This is a genomic window from Haloarcula halophila (genome assembly GCF_029278565.1).
Taxonomy (GTDB): Archaea; Halobacteriota; Halobacteria; order Halobacteriales; family Haloarculaceae; genus Haloarcula; species Haloarcula halophila.
Genome location: NZ_CP119559.1, coordinates 2,791,947 through 2,811,818 on the forward strand (window position 1 = coordinate 2,791,947; position 19,872 = coordinate 2,811,818).

Here is a 19,872-nt window from a genome sequence, read left to right on the forward strand (position 1 = left end):
ACATGTCGGGGCTCATCTCACGCTTGCAGGACCGTTCGACGACGACCACGGCCGAGACGCCGCGTGTCATCGAGATGACCGACGGTGACGCCGACGAAGTGCTCGACGCGCTGGGGTCGGAGACGCGACGGGCGACCTTCCGCGCGCTGTTCGAGGAGCCCGGCACCGCCTCGGAGATCGCCGACCGGATCGACACCTCGATCCAGAACGTCGACTACCACCTCTCGAACCTGGAGTCGACGGGGCTAGTCGAGCCCGTCGAGACGGTCTACTCCGAGAAGGGCAACGAGATGACGGTGTACGGGCCGGCCAACGACCCGCTCGTCTTCGTCGGCAACCAACAGCCAGCCGAGACGACCGAGCAGTCGATCACCGAACTCGTCGGCGGGATCGGGCTGCTCGCCGGCGCGGCGTTGTTCGTCCAGTGGGGCGCTGAACTGCTCGTCCGGAACCGGACCGCGCTCGGTGCGGCCGGCCCGTCGAGCCAGGGGTCGGTGGCGTTCCCCGACGGCTCGGTCGGCTGGATGGTCTTCGAGGTCATCGAACCCGGCGTCCTCTTTTTCATGGTGTGTCTGGTCCTCGCGGCGGTGACGGCACTGACATTGCGGCGGTGACCCCTCGGACAACTCCGTGACGGATGCGCGCTCCGTGTTGACTGCTGCCGCGATCTCGATACCCGACGCACTACAGATGTCTTTTGGATGAGTGGAACAGCCGCGAGACCGGTTCAAGGGGCTTTTACAGACAGACGGGGTAGCGTTCCCTATGACAGACGTTGGCCTGCAACTACGGATGCTCGTCGTCGGTGCGATCCTGTTTGCGTTCTATCTCTTCGCCGGGACCGCACTGTCGGTACTTCTGGGACTGCCGCTGATACCGGTGTTACTGGTCGGTATTCTGGTCGTTCCGGCCGTCCAGTACAAACTCGGGAAGTGGCTGGCGCTCCGGAAGGCCGAAGACATGCCCGACGACCAGCGGTTCGGCCACGTCCACCAGATGGTCCGGCGGCTCTGCCGCGATATGAGCATCGACGAACCCCGACTCATGACGATGGAGATGGGCGTCCCGAACGCCTTCGCTGTCGGGCGGAAAGGTGCCGGGGTCGTCGTCGTCTCGACCGAGCTGATGCAGCTGTTAGACGACGACGAACTCGAAGGCGTGGTCGCTCACGAACTGGCCCACATCAAGAACCGGGACGTGATCACCATGGTCGTCGGGCAGTCGATCGGGATGCTCGTGGGCTACGTCGCGTACTTCGCGGTGCTGTTCGGCGGTGAGCGTAACATCGGGTCGTGGATCATGGCGATGGTCGCCTCCTCTGTCGCGAACGCGCTCGTGATGGTGTTCGTCCTCGCCATCTCGCGGTACCGCGAGTACGTCGCTGATGCGGACGCCAGGCGAGCTATCGGCACCGGGGAGCCACTGGCGCGCGCTCTCGAAAAAATCTCCCGCGGAGCGGAGGGTCGCGAGTCGACCGTCGAGGACAGCATGAACGCCCTCTGTATCTTCAACGCCGACACGGGGCTGTTCGAACGACTGTTCTCGACGCATCCGCCCACCGAGAAACGGATCCAGCGGCTCCGGAACTGATCCGTTCTGGTTGCTGATTTAGCGCTCCGAGTACGATCGCTCGATCGGGACACCGCCGGTGCGGGGTCGGTCGTGGATCGATCACTGGCTTCGACAGCGGCAACACAGTCGTGACGCCGGGCGGCCCGCGACCCCGAGAGACAACTCGGCCACGGGTGTCGTAGAACGGGCACTACACCAAAGAGCGGGGGTGAACGCTGGGACCTGGTGAGCCCAGCGACGCTCCCGGCTACTCAGTCAGTACGATCTCACCACACGTAGGGCACGCAGACCCGGTAGTTGCTTCTTCGAGGTTGGACTGTTGTCCGGTCCATCCACAGACTGGACACTGTATTGGGTTGGATCCAGGCACAGAACATGCGGATCACACCTTGCCAAGTCAAAAAGTGTGGTGTCTGACTGATCGAAGAGCTAGATCGGTGGCAGCGTCAGTCGCGGAACAGGCCAAGCGTCAGCCCTAGTCCGGCGATGGCCAGGATACCGCCGACAGCGAGCGCGCCGCCGCCCAGCAGCGACGACTGGGGACCGTTGTCGCTGGGAGTAGCAGGCGGGGTCGTATCGGTGCCGTTCGTCAGCGACCCCTGTACCGACAGCGTCCCGATGTCGTCGGGAGTCCCGTCGGCTGTCTCACCGGCGTAGAGATCGATGTCGTAGTCGCCGGGCGAGAGTGTCCCGTCTGCCTGCTGGGTAGTCATCGTGACGGAATCACCTTCCTGACCGGCTATCAGGGCCTGCTGGTCCTCGTTGCCGACCGCCGTCGTGTCTAACAGCAGCGGGACCGTCCCGTCCCCGTTGCCGTCCTCGACAGTCGCGTTCAGCGCGACGCCGCTCTCGGGACTCCCGATAGCGACGGTGGCAGTGCTGTGGTTCCCCATGAACAGCTTCATGGTCGTCTGCTGGCCGGTCCGCGTCGTCACGATCGTCTCGTCGAGGCCGAGTTCTTTCTCCACGTCCGCGGTGTCGGGCTGGCTGGATGCCGGGAGATCACCCTCCGCGTCACCGGCGTGGAGGACGATCGTCCCCACCGCGACCGGCTCACCGGTCGGCGTCTCGCTGGCGAACACGGCCATGTCGTAGCTTGCAGGGTCCAGTCGGTCGGTGGATAGCTCCGTCTCGGAGGTGACCGTCACCGAATCGTTGGCGTCCCTGGCGGTCAGGGTCGGCTCGTCGGACCCGACTGCGCCGGTATGGAACCGCAACATGACCCGGCGGTCGTCGTTGCCGTCCCGGACGGTGGCGTTCAACTCGTAGTTCACTCTCGGCCCGCCGATGGCGATCGAAGCGTTGTCGCGGTCCCCGACGGAGACCTGGATCGGGACGGCCTCACCGGCGACACCCTCAGCGAGCGGCGACATGCCGACGCTGTCGGTGTCGACGCTGGTGACCCGCGTCTCGTAGTCTCCGTCGTCCGGCGTCGCCGTCACGTCGCGACAGTCGCTGTCGCACTCGACGACGGACCCGCCGGTTTCTACCAGCGTCTCACCGCCGCTGTGGACGGTCACCTCGAAGTCGGCCCCGGCGGGGACTTCACTCATGTCGATTGCCATCTGGAACGATCCGTCCGGCTGGACAGTGGCGGACCGCTGGCGGAGGAACGGGGCGTCCGGATCGACAGAGCGCAGTCGGACTGTCAGGGTCGTCCCCGGGTCGAGATCGCTCTGGCCCGTGATCTGCTGTCCGGGTGCGGCCGACAGCGAGAGTGTTTCGCCCTGATAGTCCAGCGTCGTACCGGTGTCACTCGTCGCTGATCCGGCGTCGTCTGCCGTCTCACAGCCACCGTCACAGGGGACGATCGTCCCGGTCGTGTTCGTGAGGCGTTGTCCGTCGGACCGGACGCTGGCGTTGAACGCCGTCCCGGGATCGATCACCGTCATATCGAACTGTGCGGTGAAGCTCCCGTCCTCGCGGACGGTCGCGGACTGTTGCTTGATGAACGGCGAGGACTCGTTGGGCTGGGACTGGAGCCGAACCGTCACGGTCGTCCCTGGATCGAGGTCGGTCTCGCCGGTGAGCGTCTGGTTCGCCCCGGGAGCGAGCGTCACGGGCTCGCCGTCGCCGATCTGTGTCCCTTCGGCGGCGGTCGCACCCGTCGGTACGGCGAGTGCGGCTCCGACGAGTGCCAGGGCCATCAGGACCGTCCGGACCCGGCTCATCGTCTCACCTCCCGGGATGGGTTGTTGGCTGCCTGTACTGTCTGTGCTCGACCGTGAGTGGTCGATGGAGGGCACGGGTTCATGCCAGTTAGTCGTACAGACGGCATATAAAAAACCGCGCCGGAAGCTCAAATCGGTAGTTGAACGGCACGAGACGACGGTCACGAAGCCGGTCGACGACGCCGGCGTTTGGACAACCATTTAACCGGGGCCACTGAACTCGCGCCCATGTCGAACCCTCGACTGCTGATCCTGGGGCCACCCGGCGCCGGGAAAGGCACGCAGAGCGCGAACCTCGCCGAGGAGTACGGGATCGAGCACATCACGACCGGCGACGCGCTCCGGGCGAACAAGGACATGGACATCAGCGAGATGGACACGGAGTACGACACGCCGCGTGCGTACATGGAGGCCGGCGACCTCGTTCCCGACGCCGTCGTCAACGCTATCGTCGACGAGGCACTCTCCCAGGCCGACGGGTTCGTCCTGGACGGCTACCCACGGAACCTCGAACAGGCGGAGGAACTGTCGGGGATGACTGCTCTCGACGTGATCCTCAGTCTCGAAGTCGACCGCGAGGAACTGGTCGATCGGCTGACCGGCCGCCGGATCTGTGACGACTGTGGCGCGAACTACCACGTCGAGTTCAGCCCGCCCGAGACCGAGGGCGTCTGCGACGACTGTGGTGGCGAGTTGATCCAGCGCGAGGACGACAACGAGGAGTCCGTTCGGAACCGGCTCGATGTCTTCCAGGACAACACCGCACCGGTCATCGACCACTACGAGGACCACGACGGCTTCGTCACCATTGACGGCGAGGGGACGCCCGACGAGGTCTGGGCCGCGATCAGTGACGCCGTCGACGCACGCGTAGAGTAAAACGTTGATAAACCACCACCGCTGTACTAACTGACAATGGCACGCACCGCGCCGAAGGTAGAACGACTGGCCGAGGACGGCGAGGCTCTGACCGACGCCCTCCAGGAAGTCCTCACTGTCGCCGAGGAGAAGGGGACGGTCACCTGGAGTGACGTCAGCGACGAGATGACAAGCGGTGAGTGGGGCCGTCTGATCGAGTCCGGCTTGCTCATCGACGCCGACGGCGAGGGGTTCGTCGTCGAGGACCCGGACGGGGTCCGGGAGGCACTCGAAGAGTCCGACGCCGTCCCCGAGGAGGAGGACGACGACGGGGGCTGGACCACCTGGGACAAACTCGCCGGCCTCGCGACGCTCGGAATGTTCGCCGGTTACTCGCTGAACTCCGTCCGGAACGCCATCGGTGGCGTCCTAGACATCGCCCTGGGTCCACTCGCAGACATCCTCCCGTTCTACGTCGTCATCCTCGTCTTGGCGGTCATCACGGGTGCGAACTCGACGATCCTGCAGGACAACCTGATGGACATGTCCGGGATGGAGCAACACCAGGAGAAGATGCAGGACATCCAGGAACGCCGGAAGAAGGCCAAAGAGCGGGACGACCAGGAAGCGCTGGACCGTCTCGAAGAGGAACAGATGGAGATGATGGGCGACCAGCTCGGGATGTTCAAGAAGCAGTTCCGCCCCATGGTGTGGATCATGGTCATCAACATCCCCATCTTCCTGTGGCTCTACTGGATGGTCTTCGGCCCCGGTCTGACCCTGGAGGCACCAGTGGCAGTGTTCCCCATCTACGGGGAGGTCGAGGCCTGGCGACAGGGCGTCGTCGGCCCGATGCAGGCCTGGATCGTCTGGTACTTCCTGTGTTCGCTGTCGTTCACCCAGGTCATCCGAAAGGCGCTGAACGTCCAGACCTCGCCCGGCGCCGGGTGATCCTGTTAGCTGTCTCCCGCGACGGAGTCGCCACCCGGCGGTGGCGACGGTCTCGCAAAACCCACGGCTGACGGGAGACGAAAGACAGCCTCTTTTAACCGGCCGCCCGGAGTGCGTGTATGTTGATCACCGTCTCCGGCCCAGCCGGGAGCGGCAAGAGCACGCTCGCGAGGAGTCTTGCCGACGCCTTGGACTACGACCACGTCAGCGGCGGCGACATCTTCCGGTCGCTCGCCGAGGAACGCGGGATGACACCGCTGGAACTGAACAAAGCCGCCGAAGAAGACGACCAGATCGACCGTGATCTGGACCGTCGGCTCCGGGATATCGCCAAGGAACGGGACGACCTAGTCCTGGAGTCCCGTCTCGCGGGATGGATGGCCGGCGAGTACGCCGACATCAAGCTCTGGCTCACTGCGCCGCTGGACGTTCGCGCCGACCGCATCGCACAGCGGGAGAACAAACCGTTCGACCAGGCCCGCACGGAGACCAGAGAACGCGGGGCCAGCGAGGCCCAACGCTACAGCGACTACTACGACATCGACTTCGACGACCTCTCGATCTACGACCTGTCGGTCAACACGGCCCGCTGGGACCCACAGGGCGTGTTGAGCGTCACGCTTCATGCCGTCGAGTCCTACAGCACCGACGGAGACGAGGGGAAAGCCCCCATCGAAGACATCCGCTACGAGTTCTGATGACGCTCCGTGGCCCACCCGAGGACCGTCCTCTCGATACCCTCCGCTCGTTCGGCGTCGTCAATCTCGACAAACCGCCCGGTCCGTCGGCCCACCAAGTCGCCGCGTGGGTCCGGGACGCGACGGGACAGGACCGGGTGGCCCACGGTGGCACCCTCGACCCGAAGGTCACGGGCTGTCTCCCAGTGTTGCTCGGGGACGCCGCCCGCGCCGCCCGTGTCTTCGACGACGCGGTCAAGGAGTACGTCGCCGTGCTGGAACTCCACGCGACTGCTCCCGCGGATTTCGAGACGGTCGTCGCCGAGTTCGAGACCGAGATCTACCAGAAACCGCCCCGCAAGAGCGCCGTCAAACGCCAGCTCCGGAGCCGGCAGATCCACGCGCTGGACGTCCTCGAACGCGGCGACCGGCGTGCACTACTGAGAGTCCGCTGTGAGTCGGGCACTTACATCCGGAAGCTCTGTCACGATATCGGGCTGGCGCTGGGGACCGGCGCGCACATGGGCGACCTGCGCCGGACGGCGACCGGACGCTTCGACGATACGGCCCTCGTGACGATGCACGACCTCGTCGACGCGCTCGCCTTTGCCGACGAGGGCGACGAGACGGCGCTTCGCGAGGCCATCCAGCCGGCCGAGCGCGCGCTCGTCGACCTTCCCCGGGTGACGATCGCCCCCAGTGCCGCCCACGAGATCGCCGACGGCGCACCGGTCTACGCGCCCGGTGTCATCGACACGGAGCCGGCACCAGTCGGTGGGAACCGGCCCGAACAGGACGCGCTCGTCGCTTGTTGTACCCCCGACGGTGCTGTGGTCTGTCTGGGAACCCTCACCGGCGATCCCGACGCTGACTCCGGAGTCGTCGTCACGCTCGAACGCGTTCTGGTCTGAGTCCTCTGGTGAACCGGCACGACGGCGCTGCCGTCGGGCGGGTCCACGTGTGCAACACTCACGCGTGACGCTCGGAAAACGACACCCCTAAGAGGGCGACCCTCCTCTCCCTGAGTGCGGGACCGTGGGGTAGTGGTATCCTCGGCGCATGGGGTGCGTCGGACCTGAGTTCGAGTCTCGGCGGTCCCACTTCACACAACTGAGAGCGGCCGTCGTCGCCGCTTTTTCACCCTTCAGAACCGTTCTCGGTAAGCTGCGCCCGAGCAGTGGTCACGCCGCACAGTAGTCGATAGCTTCACGAACTGCTTCAGTCCGACCGATAAAGGTCGCGTGGTCGCCCAGATACACCTGGTCGTCGCGGTGTGGCATGTGGTTGTCGCCGTCCCGGCTGATCAACGCGAGGTGGCAGTCGTCGGGGAGTTCGTCGGTCAGGGCTGCGACGGTCATCCCGTCGAGTTCGTCGCGGCTGATCTCGACCTCCTGGACGTCGCCCATCCGATCGAGTTCCGTCATCCACTTCGAGATAGCCGGCCGCTCGATGACGTTGTCCATCGACCACGCGACGGACATGCCGGTCTGGATCGGTTCGACGTCCAGCGCCTCGAAGGCGTCGATGTTACCCGGATCGTTTACCCGGGAGACGACCGTCTCGACGTCGAAGGTGGTCGTCGCCAGCTGTGCGATCAGGAGGTTCACGTCGTCGGTGCTGGTCGCACAGGCGACGACCTTCGCGTTCTCGGCGCCGGCTGCCCGGAGGACGTCCTTGTCCCCGCCGTCGCCGAGCTTCGCGGCGAAACCCGCTTCTCTGGCGGCTTCGACCGCCTGTTCGTCGTTATCGACGATAACGATATCTTCGCCCCTGTCCTCCAGTCGTTCGGCGAGCGCGGTACCGACACGCCCACCACCGATGATGATGACACGCATTGGGATCACGTCGAGTGCTTCGGCGATGTGGCGGGCGAACCCGCCTTCGACGACGACGGTCGCGAAAATGACCAGAAAGACCGTCCCGACCAGTGTCGTCGCAGCCTCGGGGTTCGTCGGTTGCAGTTCTAGGGCGAACAGCGTCGCCACACTGGCGGGGATAATCCCACGCGGACCGATCGCCCCGATAAAGATCCGCTCGGCGAGCGTAAACCGGTCGCCGACCGTACACAGCGCGACCGCGACGGGCCTGATGACGGCCATCACGGCGAGGACCACGACGATTCCCCCCAGCCCCAGCGAGAGGAGGTCACCGATCGAGAGCAGCGAGGCGAGCGTGATGAAGACGAACGCCAGCACCAGCAGCGTCACGTCGCCTTTGAACTGTTCGATCTCCTCGCGGTAGGACAGATCGACGTTCCCCAGGACCAGTCCACCGGCCGCGACGGCGGCGATCCCGGCCTCCGCGACCACCGCGTCCGCGAGCCCGTACATCACGAGGGCCGCGACGAGGACGATCAAGCGGGCGTTCTGCGGGGCGTTCTCGGCGGTGAGTTCGGTGCGGCTGAGCAGATACCACACGAGGACGGCGACTGCACAGCCGACGAGGACGCCGACGCCGAGACGGAACGCGAACTCCCGGATGAATCGCAGAAGGCCACTGTCTGCCAGTACGATATATTCGAACGTGACGACCGCGAGGATCGCCGCCACGACATCGTTGACGACACCTTCCGTTTCAAGCGTCGAGGATACCCGCTCCCGGACCGCGATGACGTTCATGATCGGCGTGATCACGGTCGGTCCAGTCGCGACCAGCAACGCGCCGATCAGCAGTGCGATCGGCCAGGAAGCGCCGAGGACGGCGTAGACGACGGCTGCCGTCGCGAGCAACGAGATCGCTGCCCCGATAGTGACAAGCCGGATCGTCTCCCTTGGAGCCTGTCGGAGCCGTTCGATCCGGAGGTGAAAGGCGCCCTCGAAGACGATGATCGCGACGCTGAAACTCACGATCGCCGGCAGGGCGTCGCCGAACGACTCTCGGGTGACGATCGGATCGATCGCCGCGATCCACGCCGGTGTCTCCGACCCCAGCAGCGTCTGGGCGGCCACCGGGAGCCAGTAGCCGACGCCCTCGGGACCGACGGCGATTCCCGCGAGGATCAGAAAGAGGACGCTCGGCACTTCCAGGCGATCGGCCAGTACCTGTGCAGCGACCCCCAGTGCGACGATGGTGATGACCGGCCCCAAGAGCGTGAGAGCCCCGCTCATCGTCGAGAGCGTCGTGACTGCTGTCTATCCGGATATCGAACAGCCATATACAACCGACACGAACGGAGAGGGCGAACTTAACTATTCTCTGTTGGCGGGTCCGACCCGTCTCCAAGTCGACCTATCATCCCGTGGCACTGTCCCGACGGTGGGTGGTTGTGACGGGCTCAGCAGCGAGAGGGAATCGGTCAGCCCGAACACGGCGGCCCGCGCTTCGCATCATCGAACCGTCGGTCCGGCTTGTGGTGGCCCGGTGGCCGTTTTTGTCGCCTCGGTGAACAGGGACTTCTCTCACAGCGGGACGCAATCGACGGGATCTGCCGAAACAATGAGGTGAATCCGTCTCAGTATCCTAGTTACGATGGGGGACTGCGAGAAACGATCGGTTCTGCTGGTCGCTGGGAACGGTGTCGACGCCGAGGCGGCTCGGGCGACGTTCGCCGAATCGTCCGTCTCGGCCACTGTCTTGACCACGCTCACCGACTTGTTCGACAGGCTGACAACCGAAGTGTACCACTGTCTGGTCCTCCCCGAACACGTCGACGGGCAGGCAGGGGTCGACATCGCACGCGGCGTAACGAAACTGTTCCCCGATCTCCCGGTGGTCCTCGTCGGCGTCGATCCGACGACGGTGCCCGACGAAATCGGCGCGACCGCGCTCGATGTCACAACTGTTCGCGACCCGTCGGTCGAGGCCGCAGTTCGAGCCGCGCTCGACAGCGCTGCACCGTCGGTCGCCGGTCGGGAGCCGTCGCCGATGGAGACACTGTTGCTCTCGCTGTTCAACGAGATGCCCGATCACCTCTACGCGAAAGACGAGGCGGCCAGACACGTCATGATGGGGCGTGGGTTCAACCAGCCGACCGACCGGATCGGGCTCACGGATCTCGAAGTCGGTGAACTGGTCGACGAACACAGTAAAGCGGCCTACCGTGACGAGATGGCTGTCCTCGACGGTGAGACCGACCGGATCGAGGTCGAGGAGTTCCTCGGCCTGAGTGCCGAGTACGTCCTCACGAAGAAGGTCCCCTGGTACGACGCCGACGATAACATTCGGGGACTGGTCGGGCTCACCCAGGATATCACCACCCGGAAGACACGTGAACGTGACCTGCGCCGCCAACACGAGCGGATGGTGAAAGTCGCACTCCTGGCTGCCCACAAGTTCCGGAACGAACTCCAGATCGCGCACGGACGCCTCGAACTCCTCGACTGTGATGCCGAGGAACTCGACCACATCGAGGCGTCACTCGCCCGCATCTCGGCTGTCGTCGACACCGTTGTCTCCCTCTCGACACAGGAGACCGAAATCGTCGACCAGGAGCCGGTGTGGCTCTCCCGGCTCAGCCGCGAGGTCTGGGACACCCTCGCCGAGAGTCAGGCCCAACTCCGGATCGAAAGCGATGCTCGCCTCGTCGCGGACCAGGAGTCCGCCGGGCTGCTCATGCAGTTTCTCTTCCAGAACGCACTGGAACACGTCGGTCCGTCGGTCACCGTTACCGTCGGAGCGACACCGGACGGGTTCTTCATCGCGGACGACGGGCCAGGTGTCGACGTCGAGCCGCCGGAACGGGTGTTCGACGCCGGCTACACGACTGTCGAGGGCAACACCGGATTCGGGCTCTATATCGCCCGAACGATCGCCGAGAACCACGGCTGGGAGATCGAACTCTCGGAGGTTGCCGACGGTGGGATACGCTTCGACATCGTGAACGTCGAGCTTCACGAGTGAACGAGCGGGCTTTGGCCTGGCCGCCGCTGTCCCGTCAGCGCCCGAGGTTACGCGGGATTGCTCGCTCGGACTCCTGTTCCGTCTCGCGGTCACCGAAGACGTAGATCGACTCGATGGCGCCGCCGAACAGGAACCCGAGGAAGTGATGAAAGTCGCCGATCCAGCGTGGCCCCGCCAGGATCATCACGAGCAGGAGTCCCCCGGCCGTGGGGATCAGCAGACCGGCGATCACGTACTGCAAGAGGGCCGTCGAGGCGTTCTGGAAGGCGTACCCCGCCGACCGGACGAGCGTCGCGGCGGCGACCCCGAGGACCACGTGGCTGATACCGACGCCCGGCCCCTCGATGGTGATGGCGACGAGGATCGTCAGGAAGTTGGTGACCACGACCAGGCCCAGCACGTGGCGGTTGCTGGTCATGAGCGTCAACAGGATGCCGAACGGGAGCCAGAGCCGCATGTTCCCCGCGTAGTGTGCCCAGTCGTCGTGAAAGAGGACGTTCACCGTGTAGACGAACGGGTTGAACAGCGTCCCGGCACCCCCGACGTGGAACACGTCGGTGAAGTCGATGCCGTTGCTGACGAGGAGCCAGCCGATCCCCGCGATTGCGAGGACCGTCACCGGGAGCTGATAGAGGATACGCCGGGCGGACCATCGGTCGTCCCCACCCCCGGACACTGTTGCTCGTAATCGAGCAAACTACGGCTTAAAAATGGCGGAACGTCCCCTCTCAGCCACCGCGGACGAACTCGTTGCGGACGTCGGTCAGGACGTCTTGGGCGTGGCCGTTCGGGTCGACGGAATCGTAGACCGCTACCACCTCGTCGTCGGCGAGGACGAACGTGTGCCGGCCGGTGTGACCCGCGCTCGTGTCGACGCCGAAGGCAGCGGCGACCTCGCCAGCGGGGTCCGCAAGCAGATCGAACAACAGTCCTTCGCTCTCGGCGAACGCGGCGTGGCTCTCGACGTCGTCCATCGAGACGCCGTAGACGCTGATTCCGCCCTCCCGAAACTGCGGCAACGCGGCCTGGAACTCGTTGGCCTCGACGGTACAGCCCCGCGTGTCGTCTTTGGGATAGAAGTAGACGACCGTCGGCGTCGAGAAGTCGGGGGTAACTGTCTCTCCGTGTTGGTTCGTCGCGCTGACTGCCGGTGCGTCGGCTCCGGGTTCGAGCATACCCGGTCGTTGGAGCGGCGACACAATACGGGTTCGGGTCCGTCACCGGGTCAACTGGATGAGCCCTCGCTTGAGCGCGTCCGTGAACCGCTCGTCCAGCGGCATCGTCTCCCACTCGTCGGGTCTGTCCGAGTCGGGAATCGACTCCAGTGAGTCGACTAGTGACGTGTGCAGGAACCGGCCGTTCCGACCGCACTCCTCACAGGTCCGGATGACCGACCGAACGCTGAACTCCCTGGTGACCGTCGCACGACAGTTCGCACACAGATACGTCTCTGGCACAGCGATAACTACGGCGTCCAGATATTCGGATGTTGTGACTCGGGCCGTGGTCCCGTCCGCCTACCCGTTACCCGTCTTCGACCCAGCCGCCGATCCGCTCGGCGACGTACTCCTGACTGCCGAGACCGAACCCGATGCCAAGGGCTATGGCCACACCTAACCCGAGTCCGATCGCGACTGCCTGTACCATCGTGTTCAGGATGGCCGTACTGTATCCGAACGCGTCCAGCGCGAGCGACACTGCGGTGAAGTAGACGACGGCGCGTCCAGCCAGTGCGAGCGGGGGCGCGAAATCGGTCTCGCCGACGACCTCGGTGTCCTTTATCGAGCGAGAGACGTAGCCGGCGACGACGAATCCGACCAACAGGATCACCACGCCACCGAACAGTGACGGGACGTACCGCGCACCGGCGATAGCCCACTCGACCATCCGGTTGAACTCCAATAGACTCAGCGATACCACGAGCCCGATGAGCACGAACAGCGCGGTGACGATCCCCGAGAGGAGTTCGTGTACCTCACTAGAGGAGACGAACGCCCCGCCCAGTGGTGTCTCCATGATCGCCTCCCCGAGGTCGATGCGTCGCGTGACGGCCACGACCCGGTTACCGACCCACGGTCCGAGAACGAACAGAGCGAACAGCGGGACGAAGACGGCAAACACGACAGTAACGGTCGGCTCTATGGCACCGATGACGCCCGCGATTTTGGCGCTTAATTCCGGGAGAAGCGGTTCGGCCGGTCGTGACGCCTGCAACGGGACGCCCGAGACCGATCGATCGGTACTGTTCACCAGTTCGTCAGCTGCTGTCACTCCGTCGAACACGATTGTTCCGGAGTGGTTCGGGATAGTATTTAAATTCGACGGTAGCAATATATTCCGCGCTCAGGCCCGCACGCTACCGATCTCAGTCCCACTTCACTCCGGGGTTGGTCACGGCGCCGTTGGCCGCAGAACCGAAGTCCCGGCAGTACTTCGCCAGCACGCCGTTGTCGTAGGGGGGTTCGGGGTCGTGGTCGTCGAGGCGCTGTTCGATCTCTTCGTCGGTGAGATCGATCGACAGTTCGAGGTTGTCGATATCGATCGTGATCTGATCGCCGTCCTCCAGGGCGGCGATCGGACCACCGACGTAGGCCTCGGGGGCGACGTGACCGATCGAGAAGCCCCGCGTCGCGCCGGAGAAGCGGCCGTCGGTCAACAGGGCTACGTCCTCGGAGTGGCCCTGGCCGGCGACGGCGGAGGTGACGCCGAGCATCTCGCGCATCCCGGGGCCGCCCTGGGGACCCTCGTTGCGGATGACGATGGCGTCACCGGACTCGACGTGGCCCTCCTGGACGTACTGCATGGCGTTCTCCTCCTCGTCGAAGACCCGGACTGGACCTTCGTGGTGGAGGTGGTCTTCGCCGGTGATCTTGATGACGGCGCCGTCTGGCGCGAGGTTACCGGTGAGGATGCGGATGGCGCCCTGCTCGTTTTTGGGTTCGTCGACGGTGTAGAGGTAGTCGGCGTCTAGCTCCTCGATCGCCGGCGGGTCGTAGGCCTCCAGTTCCTCGCCCATGGTGTTGCCGGTAACCGTCAGTGCGTCGCCGTGCAGGAGATCGGCCTCGTACAGTGCGTTCAGGACCACCGGGACGCCACCGACCTCGTGGAGGTCGTTCATCACCCGCTCGCCGCCGGGCTGGAGGTCGGCGATCTTGGGCGTGCGCTTGCTGATCTCGTTGAACGTCTCGATGTCGAGGTCGACGCCGGCCTCGGCGGCCAGCGCGAGCAGGTGGAGCACGGCGTTGGTCGATCCACCGACGGCGACCTGCAGCGCGATGGCGTTCTCGAAGGACTCACGCGAGAGGAAATCGGAGGGACGGCGCTGTTCCTGGACGACCTCGACGGCGAGTTCGCCCGCCCGCTGGGCCTCCTCGTAGCGGGACTCGTGTTCGGCCGGCGGACTGGCACTGCCAAGCGGGGCGAACCCGAGCGCCTCCGAGATCGAGGCCATCGTGTTGGCGGTGAACATCCCGCCACAGGAGCCGGCCCCGGGACAGGCGTTGCGCTCCATCTCGTCGAGTTCGGCCTCGCTCATCTCGCCCTCGGCGACGGCGCCGACGCCCTCGAAGACGTTCTGGATGGTGATCTCGCGGCCGTCGTGTTCGCCGGGCATGATCGACCCGCCGTAGAGGAAGACACTGGGGAGGTCCGTCCGGATAGAGGCCATCATCATCCCCGGCATGTTCTTGTCACAGCCGCCGATGGTGACCAGCCCGTCCATGCGCTCGCCGAAGGAGACCAGTTCGACGGAGTCGGCGATCATCTCCCGGGAGATGAGCGAGGCCTTCATCCCCTCGGTCCCCATCGAGATGGCGTCGGAGATGGTGATGGTCCCGAACTCGATTGGCATCCCGCCGGCGTCGTCGATGCCGTCGTAGGCAGCGTCGGCCACGTCGTCTAAGTGGACGTTACACGGCGTGATGTCCGCCGCGGGGTTTGCCAGGCCGATCATCGGGGAGGCCAGGTCCTCGTCGTCGTAGCCCATCGCGCGGAACATCGCCCGATGGGGGGCGTGTTCCGGCCCTTCGGTGACTTCGTTGCTCCGGAGGTCGGGGTTTTTCTCCGGTTTCTCGTAGTGTTCCTGCTGGCTCATATCACCACCGAAGCCGCGGGCGACCTTAAATAACTTGTAGTCGCGGTACCGTCACCCACGGCTGCCCGTGACAGGAGAGCCTCTCGGGAGCAGGGTACGGCGTACCGATCGCCCGGGACCAGCAAATCAGTCGTCGTTCTCGCCGCCGTCGGCACGCGCTGTCAGCGAGTCGTATATCTGGCGCTCGATCTCGGCGGGGTCGGGATCGTCCTCGTGGTCGGCGATCCGTCCGGTGACGTGTTCGAGGACGCCCAACTCCTTCAGCAGTGACCGCGTCTCGCTCATGTCCAGGTCCAGGGCGAGCTGTGCGCCGTGCAGGGAACTCGACTCCGCGGCCGCGTCGCGGACGTCCTCTGGGGTGATCCCTTCGGGGAGATCGGCGTCGTCGAACGCCCGGGACTCCGGCTCAGCGGCCGGACGGGCGTCGTCGGGTTCGGGGCTGTCGTCCGCTTCGGCCCCGGCGTTCGTCTCGGGCTCGTGAATCCCGTGTTTGATCATGTTTCGCCGAACGGTCTGAGCAGTAACGTCCACGTCGAGGGCGTCTTTCATCTCCGCGAAGGAGTTGTTCTCCTCGTAGACCTCTCGGAGCCGCTCGGGGTCTTTGTACGCGGGGACGCCCCCAGTGTCGCCGGCCCCGGGACCCGTTTTGGCGTTCCGCTCGGCCGTCTCCTCGCTTCCGGCGGCAGTCTCGGTGTCCTGAACGCTCGGTACGGCGCGATCTCCCCCGTCGGCGGTCGTCCCACAGAGGGTCTCAGCGTCGACAGTCATCGAGATATCGACGTGGACACTCCCGTCCCTGTACTCGCTGTCCGTGACAGTGACCGTCTCGGCACCGGCCGCCAGTTCCAGCGGGAACTCGATCGTCAGCTCCGTCGTGAGTTCTTCGCCGTCGGTCGCTGCCGACACGTGCTCGACAGCGGTCCCGGCGCCGGCCGACGTATCGAGGTGATCGGCCAGGGCCCGCAACGCCGTGTCGACTGACATATGCTGAGGTAGTCTACTGGTCGATATGTATTTTTCGGCCGTTTCGCCGGCCGGCGCGGGGTCGCTACATTCATTCCTCGTCGCGGCCAACCGCCGGTCATGCCGACGGTCACGACCGGCGCGCGACTCCACTTCGGGTTCCAGAACCTCGCGCTGGCACACGAACGACTCTACGGTGGTGTCGGACTCGCGCTGGCGGAGCCGCTGCTCGTCGTCGAGGCCGAGCCTGCCGCTGAACTCCGGTGTGACGACGAGGCTGCGCGGCCGTACGTCGAGCGTGTGGTCGACGTACTGGACGTGCCCGGCGCGGCGGTGTCGGTCACCGAGCGGTTCCCGCGCCACGTCGGACTCGGGAGCGGAACGCAGCTCTCGCTGGCGGCGCTGATCGCCGTCGCCCGTGCTCACGATCTGACCGCCGACGCACGGAGCTACGCGCCGGCACTGGGTCGTGGAGGACGAAGCGGCATCGGCGTCGCAACCTTCCTCCAGGGTGGGTTCGTCGTCGACGGGGGCCACCCGACCGAGCGGTTCACCGCCGAACCGCCAGCCGAGGGCGACTGGGAGGTCCCGCCGGTGTTGGCCCGCCACGACGTTCCAGCCGACTGGCGGTTCCTCCTCGTCGTGCCGGACGTCGAGCACGGACGCAGCGGCGCGTCGGAGGACCGGAGTATGCGCGACGCTGTCGAGCGTGCCGATCCCGGGATCGCAGACGAGATCTCGACGCTACTGACTCGACAGCTCCTCCCCGCGATCGCCACACGGGACCGGCGCGCGTTCGGGGCTGCCGCGGCCCGTCTGGGCCGGCTCAACGGGGCCTGGTACGCCGACGAGCAAGGTGGCGTCTACCGTCCGCCGGCGGGCGAACTCGTCGAGCGGTTGAACGACGTGCCGGCGATCACCGGTGCCGGCCAGTCGTCGTGGGGACCGACCGTCTGGGGACTCACCACAGTCGACGAACAGCAGACGGCGCGCAGAGCGGGCCAGGACGCGTTGGCGTCCGCGGGTGTCGAGGGGACGGTTCGGGTCGTCGCCCCGCGAAACACCGGGGCCGACCTCACCGAGTGATCGCGAACCCGTCGAAAAACACCGCCTCGCCTACTCGTACTCGATCGTCGCCGGCGGCTTGTGGGTCACGTCGTAGACGACCCGGGCGACGTTCTCGTGGGCGCCGGTGATGCGGCTCTGGATGCGCTGGAGCGTCTCCCAGTCCAGTTCCTGGGCGCGGGCGGTCATCCCGTCGCGGCTCTCGACCGAGCGAACGGCGACGACCCAGCCGTGGACGCGGTTGTCGCCCTTGACGCCGGTAGCTTTCCCGATGACCGCCGCCAGGGCCTGCCAGGGCTCGTACTCGGTCAGTTCCTCCTCGACGACGTGGTTGGCCTCGCGGGCGACTTCCAGTTTCTCCTCGGTGACCTCGCCGATGATCCGCACCGCTAGTCCGGGACCGGGGAACGGCATCCGCTCGGAGATGATCGCCTCGAGGTCGAGCGCGCGCGCCACCTCGCGGACCTCGTCCTTGTAGAGGTCCCGCATCGGCTCGACGATCCCGTCGAAGTCGATGCGCTCGGGGAGGCCGCCGACGTTGTGGTGGGACTTGATCGTCCCCTCGCTCTCGATCCGGTCGGGGTAGATCGTCCCCTGGACGAGGTAGTCGGCGTCGACCTCGCGGGCGACGGTCTCGAACTCCCGGATGAACTGCTCGCCGATGATGTGCCGTTTCTCCTCGGGGTCGGTCTCGCCCCCCAGCGCGTCGAGGAAGCGGTCCTGTGCCTCGACGATCCGCAGCGAGTCCATGTAGTCGAACGTCTCGCGGATCTCCTCGGTCTCGCCTTTCCGCATGAGTCCGGTGTCGACGTAGACCGCTGTCAGTTGGTCACCGATGGCCTCGTAGGCCAGCGCGGCAGCCGTCGAGGAGTCGACTCCTCCCGAGAGTCCGATGACGGCGTGTTTGTCGCCGATCTCTTCGGCGATCTCGGCTTTGGCGTCCTCGATGAACGACTCGACGTCGACCATCAGTGGCTCACCTCCTGTTCCTCCACACTGTGTGGCTCCTCGTCGAGGATCGCCTCCAGCAGGCCGACGAAGGGCGGACTCGCCCGGGTCGGCCGCGACCGGAACTCGGGGTGGAACTGCGTCCCGATGAAGTACGGGTGTTCCTCGGGGGCCAGTTCCAGGATCTCCATGCGGTTGTCCGACCGGCCCGAGAAGACCAGGCCGGCCTCCTCCAGGTCCTCGATGTACTCGGGGTTGACCTCGTAGCGGTGGCGGTGGCGTTCAGTACAGGAGTCGCTCCCGTAGAGTGCGGCCGCGAGCGTCCCCGGTTCGATGTCGGTCTCGTTGGCACCCAGTCGCATCGTCCCGCCCATATCCTCGACCTCGTACTGCTCCGGGAGGATGTCGATGACGGGATGGGGGGTGTCCTCGTCCAGTTCGGCCGAGTGGGCTCCGTGGAGGCCGAGGACGTTTCGCGCGTACTCGACGACGGCCATCTGAAAGCCCAGACAGAGTCCGAGGAAGGGAACGTCGTTCTCGCGGGCGTAGCGGATCGCCTCGATCTTCCCTTCGGTGCCCCGGGAGCCGAACCCGCCGGGGACGACGATGCCGTCGGCGTCTCGCATCCGGTCGGCGTGGCGATCGGTCATCTTCTCGGCGTCGACCCACCGCACGTCGACGTCGACGTTCTCCTCCAGGCCGGCGTGTTTCAGCGCCTCGTGGACCGACATGTAGGCGTCTTCGAGGTCGTACTTGCCGACCAGGGCGATGGTGACCTCGCCGTCGGTCTGCTGGGTGACCAGTTCCCGCCAGCGGTTCTCCCGTTCGGCCTCGGGGAGGGCCTCGTCGGCGATGTCGAGCCGTTCCATGACGTACTCGTCGAGTCCCTCTTCCTCGACCATCAGCGGAACGTGGTAGATGTCGTCGACGTCGGGGTTCGAGAAGACGGCCTCGGTCGGCACGTCACAGAACAGCGCGATCTTCTCCTTGGTGTCGATGTCGAGTTTGTCAGAACACCGCCCCACCAGCACGTCAGGCTGGAGCCCGATCGAGCGCAGTTCCTTCACGGAGTGTTGGGTGGGCTTGGTCTTCTGTTCGCCGTTCTTGGAGTAGGGGACGAGCGTGACGTGAGTAAAGAGGATGTCGTCCTCGTCTTCCTCGTGGGCGAACTGACGCAGTGCTTCCAGGTAGGGCATCCCCTCGATGTCGCCGACGGTGCCGCCGACCTCGATGATACAGATGTCGTTGCCCTCGGCGGCTTCGCGGATGCGCCGTTTGATGTCGTCGGTGATGTGGGGGATGATCTGGACGGTCCGGCCCAGGTAGTCACCGGCGCGTTCCTTCTCGATGACGTGTTGGTAGGTCTTCCCCGTGGTGACGTTGTGGTCGAACGTCATGTCGATGTCGAGGAAGCGCTCGTAGTTGCCCAGGTCCAGGTCGACCTCGCCGCCGTCTTTCAGGACGTACACCTCGCCGTGCTGGAACGGGTTCATCGTCCCGGCGTCGACGTTGAGGTACGGATCGATCTTGACGGCGGTGACGTCGAACCCGGCGTTCTTGAGCAATCGGCCTGTACTGGCGGCGGTGATGCCTTTCCCCAGTCCTGACATCACACCGCCCGTGACAAAGATGAACTTCCGACCCAGCTCAGGGTCGTAGTCCGTTTCGGGTTCGGTCGGCATACCGACGGTGCGCCGTGGGTCGTCAAAACGGTTTCGGGACCACCCTGCTTCGT

At 65.4% G+C, this 19,872-nt stretch carries 18 protein-coding genes and 1 tRNA gene; 9 read left to right on the top strand and 10 right to left on the bottom strand.

The features are described from left to right. Positions 1-2: 2 nt before the first annotated feature. Together P0204_RS14655 and P0204_RS14660 are read left to right on the top strand one after the other, a co-directional pair. Entirely contained in the window at positions 3-614 is a 612-nt protein-coding gene (locus P0204_RS14655; RefSeq protein WP_276180537.1) for an ArsR/SmtB family transcription factor, read from the top strand. A gap of 151 nt (positions 615-765) precedes the next feature. Then, positions 766-1,590 (top strand): M48 family metallopeptidase, encoded by an 825-nt coding sequence (locus P0204_RS14660; RefSeq protein ID WP_276180539.1) that lies wholly within the window; start codon positions 766-768, stop codon positions 1,588-1,590. A 428-nt stretch (positions 1,591-2,018) separates the two neighbouring features. Here the strand turns inward: P0204_RS14660 and P0204_RS14665 are convergent, their stop codons facing one another. Beyond that, positions 2,019-3,743: a BGTF surface domain-containing protein gene (locus P0204_RS14665; protein WP_276180541.1), complete on the bottom strand. Its 1,725-nt coding sequence runs from the start codon at positions 3,741-3,743 to the stop codon at positions 2,019-2,021. A gap of 228 nt (positions 3,744-3,971) precedes the next feature. Here P0204_RS14665 and P0204_RS14670 point away from each other — a divergent pair, with 228 nt between their 5' ends. The 5 genes from P0204_RS14670 to P0204_RS14690 all read left to right on the top strand — a co-directional run bounded on the left by P0204_RS14670 (position 3,972) and on the right by P0204_RS14690 (position 7,329). Next, on the top strand, positions 3,972-4,622 hold the full coding sequence (locus P0204_RS14670; protein WP_276180543.1) for an adenylate kinase: 651 nt from the start codon (positions 3,972-3,974) through the stop codon (positions 4,620-4,622). 36 nt (positions 4,623-4,658) lie between these two features. Then, positions 4,659-5,552: a DUF106 domain-containing protein gene (locus tag P0204_RS14675; RefSeq protein WP_276180545.1), complete on the top strand. Its 894-nt coding sequence runs from the start codon at positions 4,659-4,661 to the stop codon at positions 5,550-5,552. Between the two features lie 119 nt (positions 5,553-5,671). Beyond that, positions 5,672-6,250 carry a (d)CMP kinase gene (cmk, locus tag P0204_RS14680; RefSeq protein ID WP_276180547.1) on the top strand — a complete coding sequence of 193 codons (579 nt, stop codon included), beginning with the start codon at positions 5,672-5,674 and terminating at the stop codon, positions 6,248-6,250. Further along, the gene (locus tag P0204_RS14685; protein WP_276180549.1) at positions 6,250-7,140 is read left to right on the top strand and encodes an RNA-guided pseudouridylation complex pseudouridine synthase subunit Cbf5; all 891 of its coding nucleotides are present in this window, start codon (positions 6,250-6,252) and stop codon (positions 7,138-7,140) included. The genes cmk and P0204_RS14685 overlap by 1 nt, the downstream gene beginning before the upstream one ends. Positions 7,141-7,258: 118 nt before the next feature. Further along, a tRNA-Pro gene (locus P0204_RS14690) sits at positions 7,259-7,329 on the top strand. 81 nt (positions 7,330-7,410) lie between these two features. On the opposite strand, the gene P0204_RS14695 is transcribed toward P0204_RS14690, so the two are convergent. Continuing rightward, entirely contained in the window at positions 7,411-9,336 is a 1,926-nt protein-coding gene (locus P0204_RS14695) for a cation:proton antiporter domain-containing protein (RefSeq protein ID WP_276180550.1), read from the bottom strand. A gap of 361 nt (positions 9,337-9,697) precedes the next feature. Here P0204_RS14695 and P0204_RS14700 point away from each other — a divergent pair, with 361 nt between their 5' ends. Continuing rightward, the gene (locus tag P0204_RS14700) at positions 9,698-11,068 is read left to right on the top strand and encodes a sensor histidine kinase (protein ID WP_276180552.1); all 1,371 of its coding nucleotides are present in this window, start codon (positions 9,698-9,700) and stop codon (positions 11,066-11,068) included. A 34-nt stretch (positions 11,069-11,102) separates the two neighbouring features. On the opposite strand, the gene P0204_RS14705 is transcribed toward P0204_RS14700, so the two are convergent. From P0204_RS14705 to P0204_RS14730, 6 genes are all read right to left on the bottom strand, one after another. After that, positions 11,103-11,744, bottom strand: a complete 642-nt coding sequence (locus P0204_RS14705; RefSeq protein ID WP_276180554.1) for a hypothetical protein — start codon at positions 11,742-11,744, stop codon at positions 11,103-11,105. Positions 11,745-11,796: 52 nt separating this feature from the next. Then, the gene (locus P0204_RS14710; protein WP_276180557.1) at positions 11,797-12,243 is read right to left on the bottom strand and encodes a peroxiredoxin; all 447 of its coding nucleotides are present in this window, start codon (positions 12,241-12,243) and stop codon (positions 11,797-11,799) included. 42 nt (positions 12,244-12,285) lie between these two features. Then, on the bottom strand, positions 12,286-12,525 hold the full coding sequence (locus tag P0204_RS14715; RefSeq protein ID WP_276180559.1) for a hypothetical protein: 240 nt from the start codon (positions 12,523-12,525) through the stop codon (positions 12,286-12,288). Positions 12,526-12,592: 67 nt separating this feature from the next. Beyond that, positions 12,593-13,339 (bottom strand): mechanosensitive ion channel family protein, encoded by a 747-nt coding sequence (locus P0204_RS14720; RefSeq protein ID WP_276180561.1) that lies wholly within the window; start codon positions 13,337-13,339, stop codon positions 12,593-12,595. 94 nt (positions 13,340-13,433) lie between these two features. Continuing rightward, on the bottom strand, positions 13,434-15,161 hold the full coding sequence (gene ilvD, locus P0204_RS14725) for a dihydroxy-acid dehydratase (protein WP_276180563.1): 1,728 nt from the start codon (positions 15,159-15,161) through the stop codon (positions 13,434-13,436). A 126-nt stretch (positions 15,162-15,287) separates the two neighbouring features. Next, positions 15,288-16,145: a DUF8073 domain-containing protein gene (locus tag P0204_RS14730; RefSeq protein ID WP_276180564.1), complete on the bottom strand. Its 858-nt coding sequence runs from the start codon at positions 16,143-16,145 to the stop codon at positions 15,288-15,290. Positions 16,146-16,244: 99 nt separating this feature from the next. On the opposite strand from P0204_RS14730, the gene P0204_RS14735 reads away from it, so the two are divergent. Beyond that, entirely contained in the window at positions 16,245-17,210 is a 966-nt protein-coding gene (locus tag P0204_RS14735; RefSeq protein WP_276180565.1) for a beta-ribofuranosylaminobenzene 5'-phosphate synthase family protein, read from the top strand. A 30-nt stretch (positions 17,211-17,240) separates the two neighbouring features. On the opposite strand, the gene guaA is transcribed toward P0204_RS14735, so the two are convergent. After that, entirely contained in the window at positions 17,241-18,158 is a 918-nt protein-coding gene (gene guaA / locus P0204_RS14740; protein ID WP_276180567.1) for a glutamine-hydrolyzing GMP synthase, read from the bottom strand. Further along, positions 18,158-19,819 (bottom strand): glutamine hydrolyzing CTP synthase, encoded by a 1,662-nt coding sequence (gene pyrG, locus P0204_RS14745; RefSeq protein WP_276180569.1) that lies wholly within the window; start codon positions 19,817-19,819, stop codon positions 18,158-18,160. Before pyrG ends, guaA begins: the two co-directional genes overlap by 1 nt. Between the last annotated feature and the right edge of the window lie 53 nt (positions 19,820-19,872).

What these genes read in the sequence shown, in the direction of transcription:
- P0204_RS14700 (WP_276180552.1), top strand. Translation starts at nt 9,698, where the DNA reads ATGGGGGACTGCGAGAAACGATCGGTTCTGCTGGTCGCTGGGAACGGT.
- P0204_RS14660 (WP_276180539.1), top strand. Translation starts at nt 766, where the DNA reads ATGACAGACGTTGGCCTGCAACTACGGATGCTCGTCGTCGGTGCGATC.
- guaA (WP_276180567.1), bottom strand. Translation starts at nt 18,158, where the DNA reads ATGGTCGACGTCGAGTCGTTCATCGAGGACGCCAAAGCCGAGATCGCC.
- P0204_RS14685 (WP_276180549.1), top strand. Translation starts at nt 6,250, where the DNA reads ATGACGCTCCGTGGCCCACCCGAGGACCGTCCTCTCGATACCCTCCGC.
- ilvD (WP_276180563.1), bottom strand. Translation starts at nt 15,161, where the DNA reads ATGAGCCAGCAGGAACACTACGAGAAACCGGAGAAAAACCCCGACCTC.
- P0204_RS14675 (WP_276180545.1), top strand. Translation starts at nt 4,659, where the DNA reads ATGGCACGCACCGCGCCGAAGGTAGAACGACTGGCCGAGGACGGCGAG.
- P0204_RS14730 (WP_276180564.1), bottom strand. Translation starts at nt 16,145, where the DNA reads ATGTCAGTCGACACGGCGTTGCGGGCCCTGGCCGATCACCTCGATACG.
- pyrG (WP_276180569.1), bottom strand. Translation starts at nt 19,819, where the DNA reads ATGCCGACCGAACCCGAAACGGACTACGACCCTGAGCTGGGTCGGAAG.
- P0204_RS14665 (WP_276180541.1), bottom strand. Translation starts at nt 3,743, where the DNA reads ATGAGCCGGGTCCGGACGGTCCTGATGGCCCTGGCACTCGTCGGAGCC.
- cmk (WP_276180547.1), top strand. Translation starts at nt 5,672, where the DNA reads ATGTTGATCACCGTCTCCGGCCCAGCCGGGAGCGGCAAGAGCACGCTC.
- P0204_RS14710 (WP_276180557.1), bottom strand. Translation starts at nt 12,243, where the DNA reads ATGCTCGAACCCGGAGCCGACGCACCGGCAGTCAGCGCGACGAACCAA.
- P0204_RS14735 (WP_276180565.1), top strand. Translation starts at nt 16,245, where the DNA reads ATGCCGACGGTCACGACCGGCGCGCGACTCCACTTCGGGTTCCAGAAC.
- P0204_RS14695 (WP_276180550.1), bottom strand. Translation starts at nt 9,336, where the DNA reads ATGAGCGGGGCTCTCACGCTCTTGGGGCCGGTCATCACCATCGTCGCA.
- P0204_RS14655 (WP_276180537.1), top strand. Translation starts at nt 3, where the DNA reads ATGTCGGGGCTCATCTCACGCTTGCAGGACCGTTCGACGACGACCACG.
- P0204_RS14670 (WP_276180543.1), top strand. Translation starts at nt 3,972, where the DNA reads ATGTCGAACCCTCGACTGCTGATCCTGGGGCCACCCGGCGCCGGGAAA.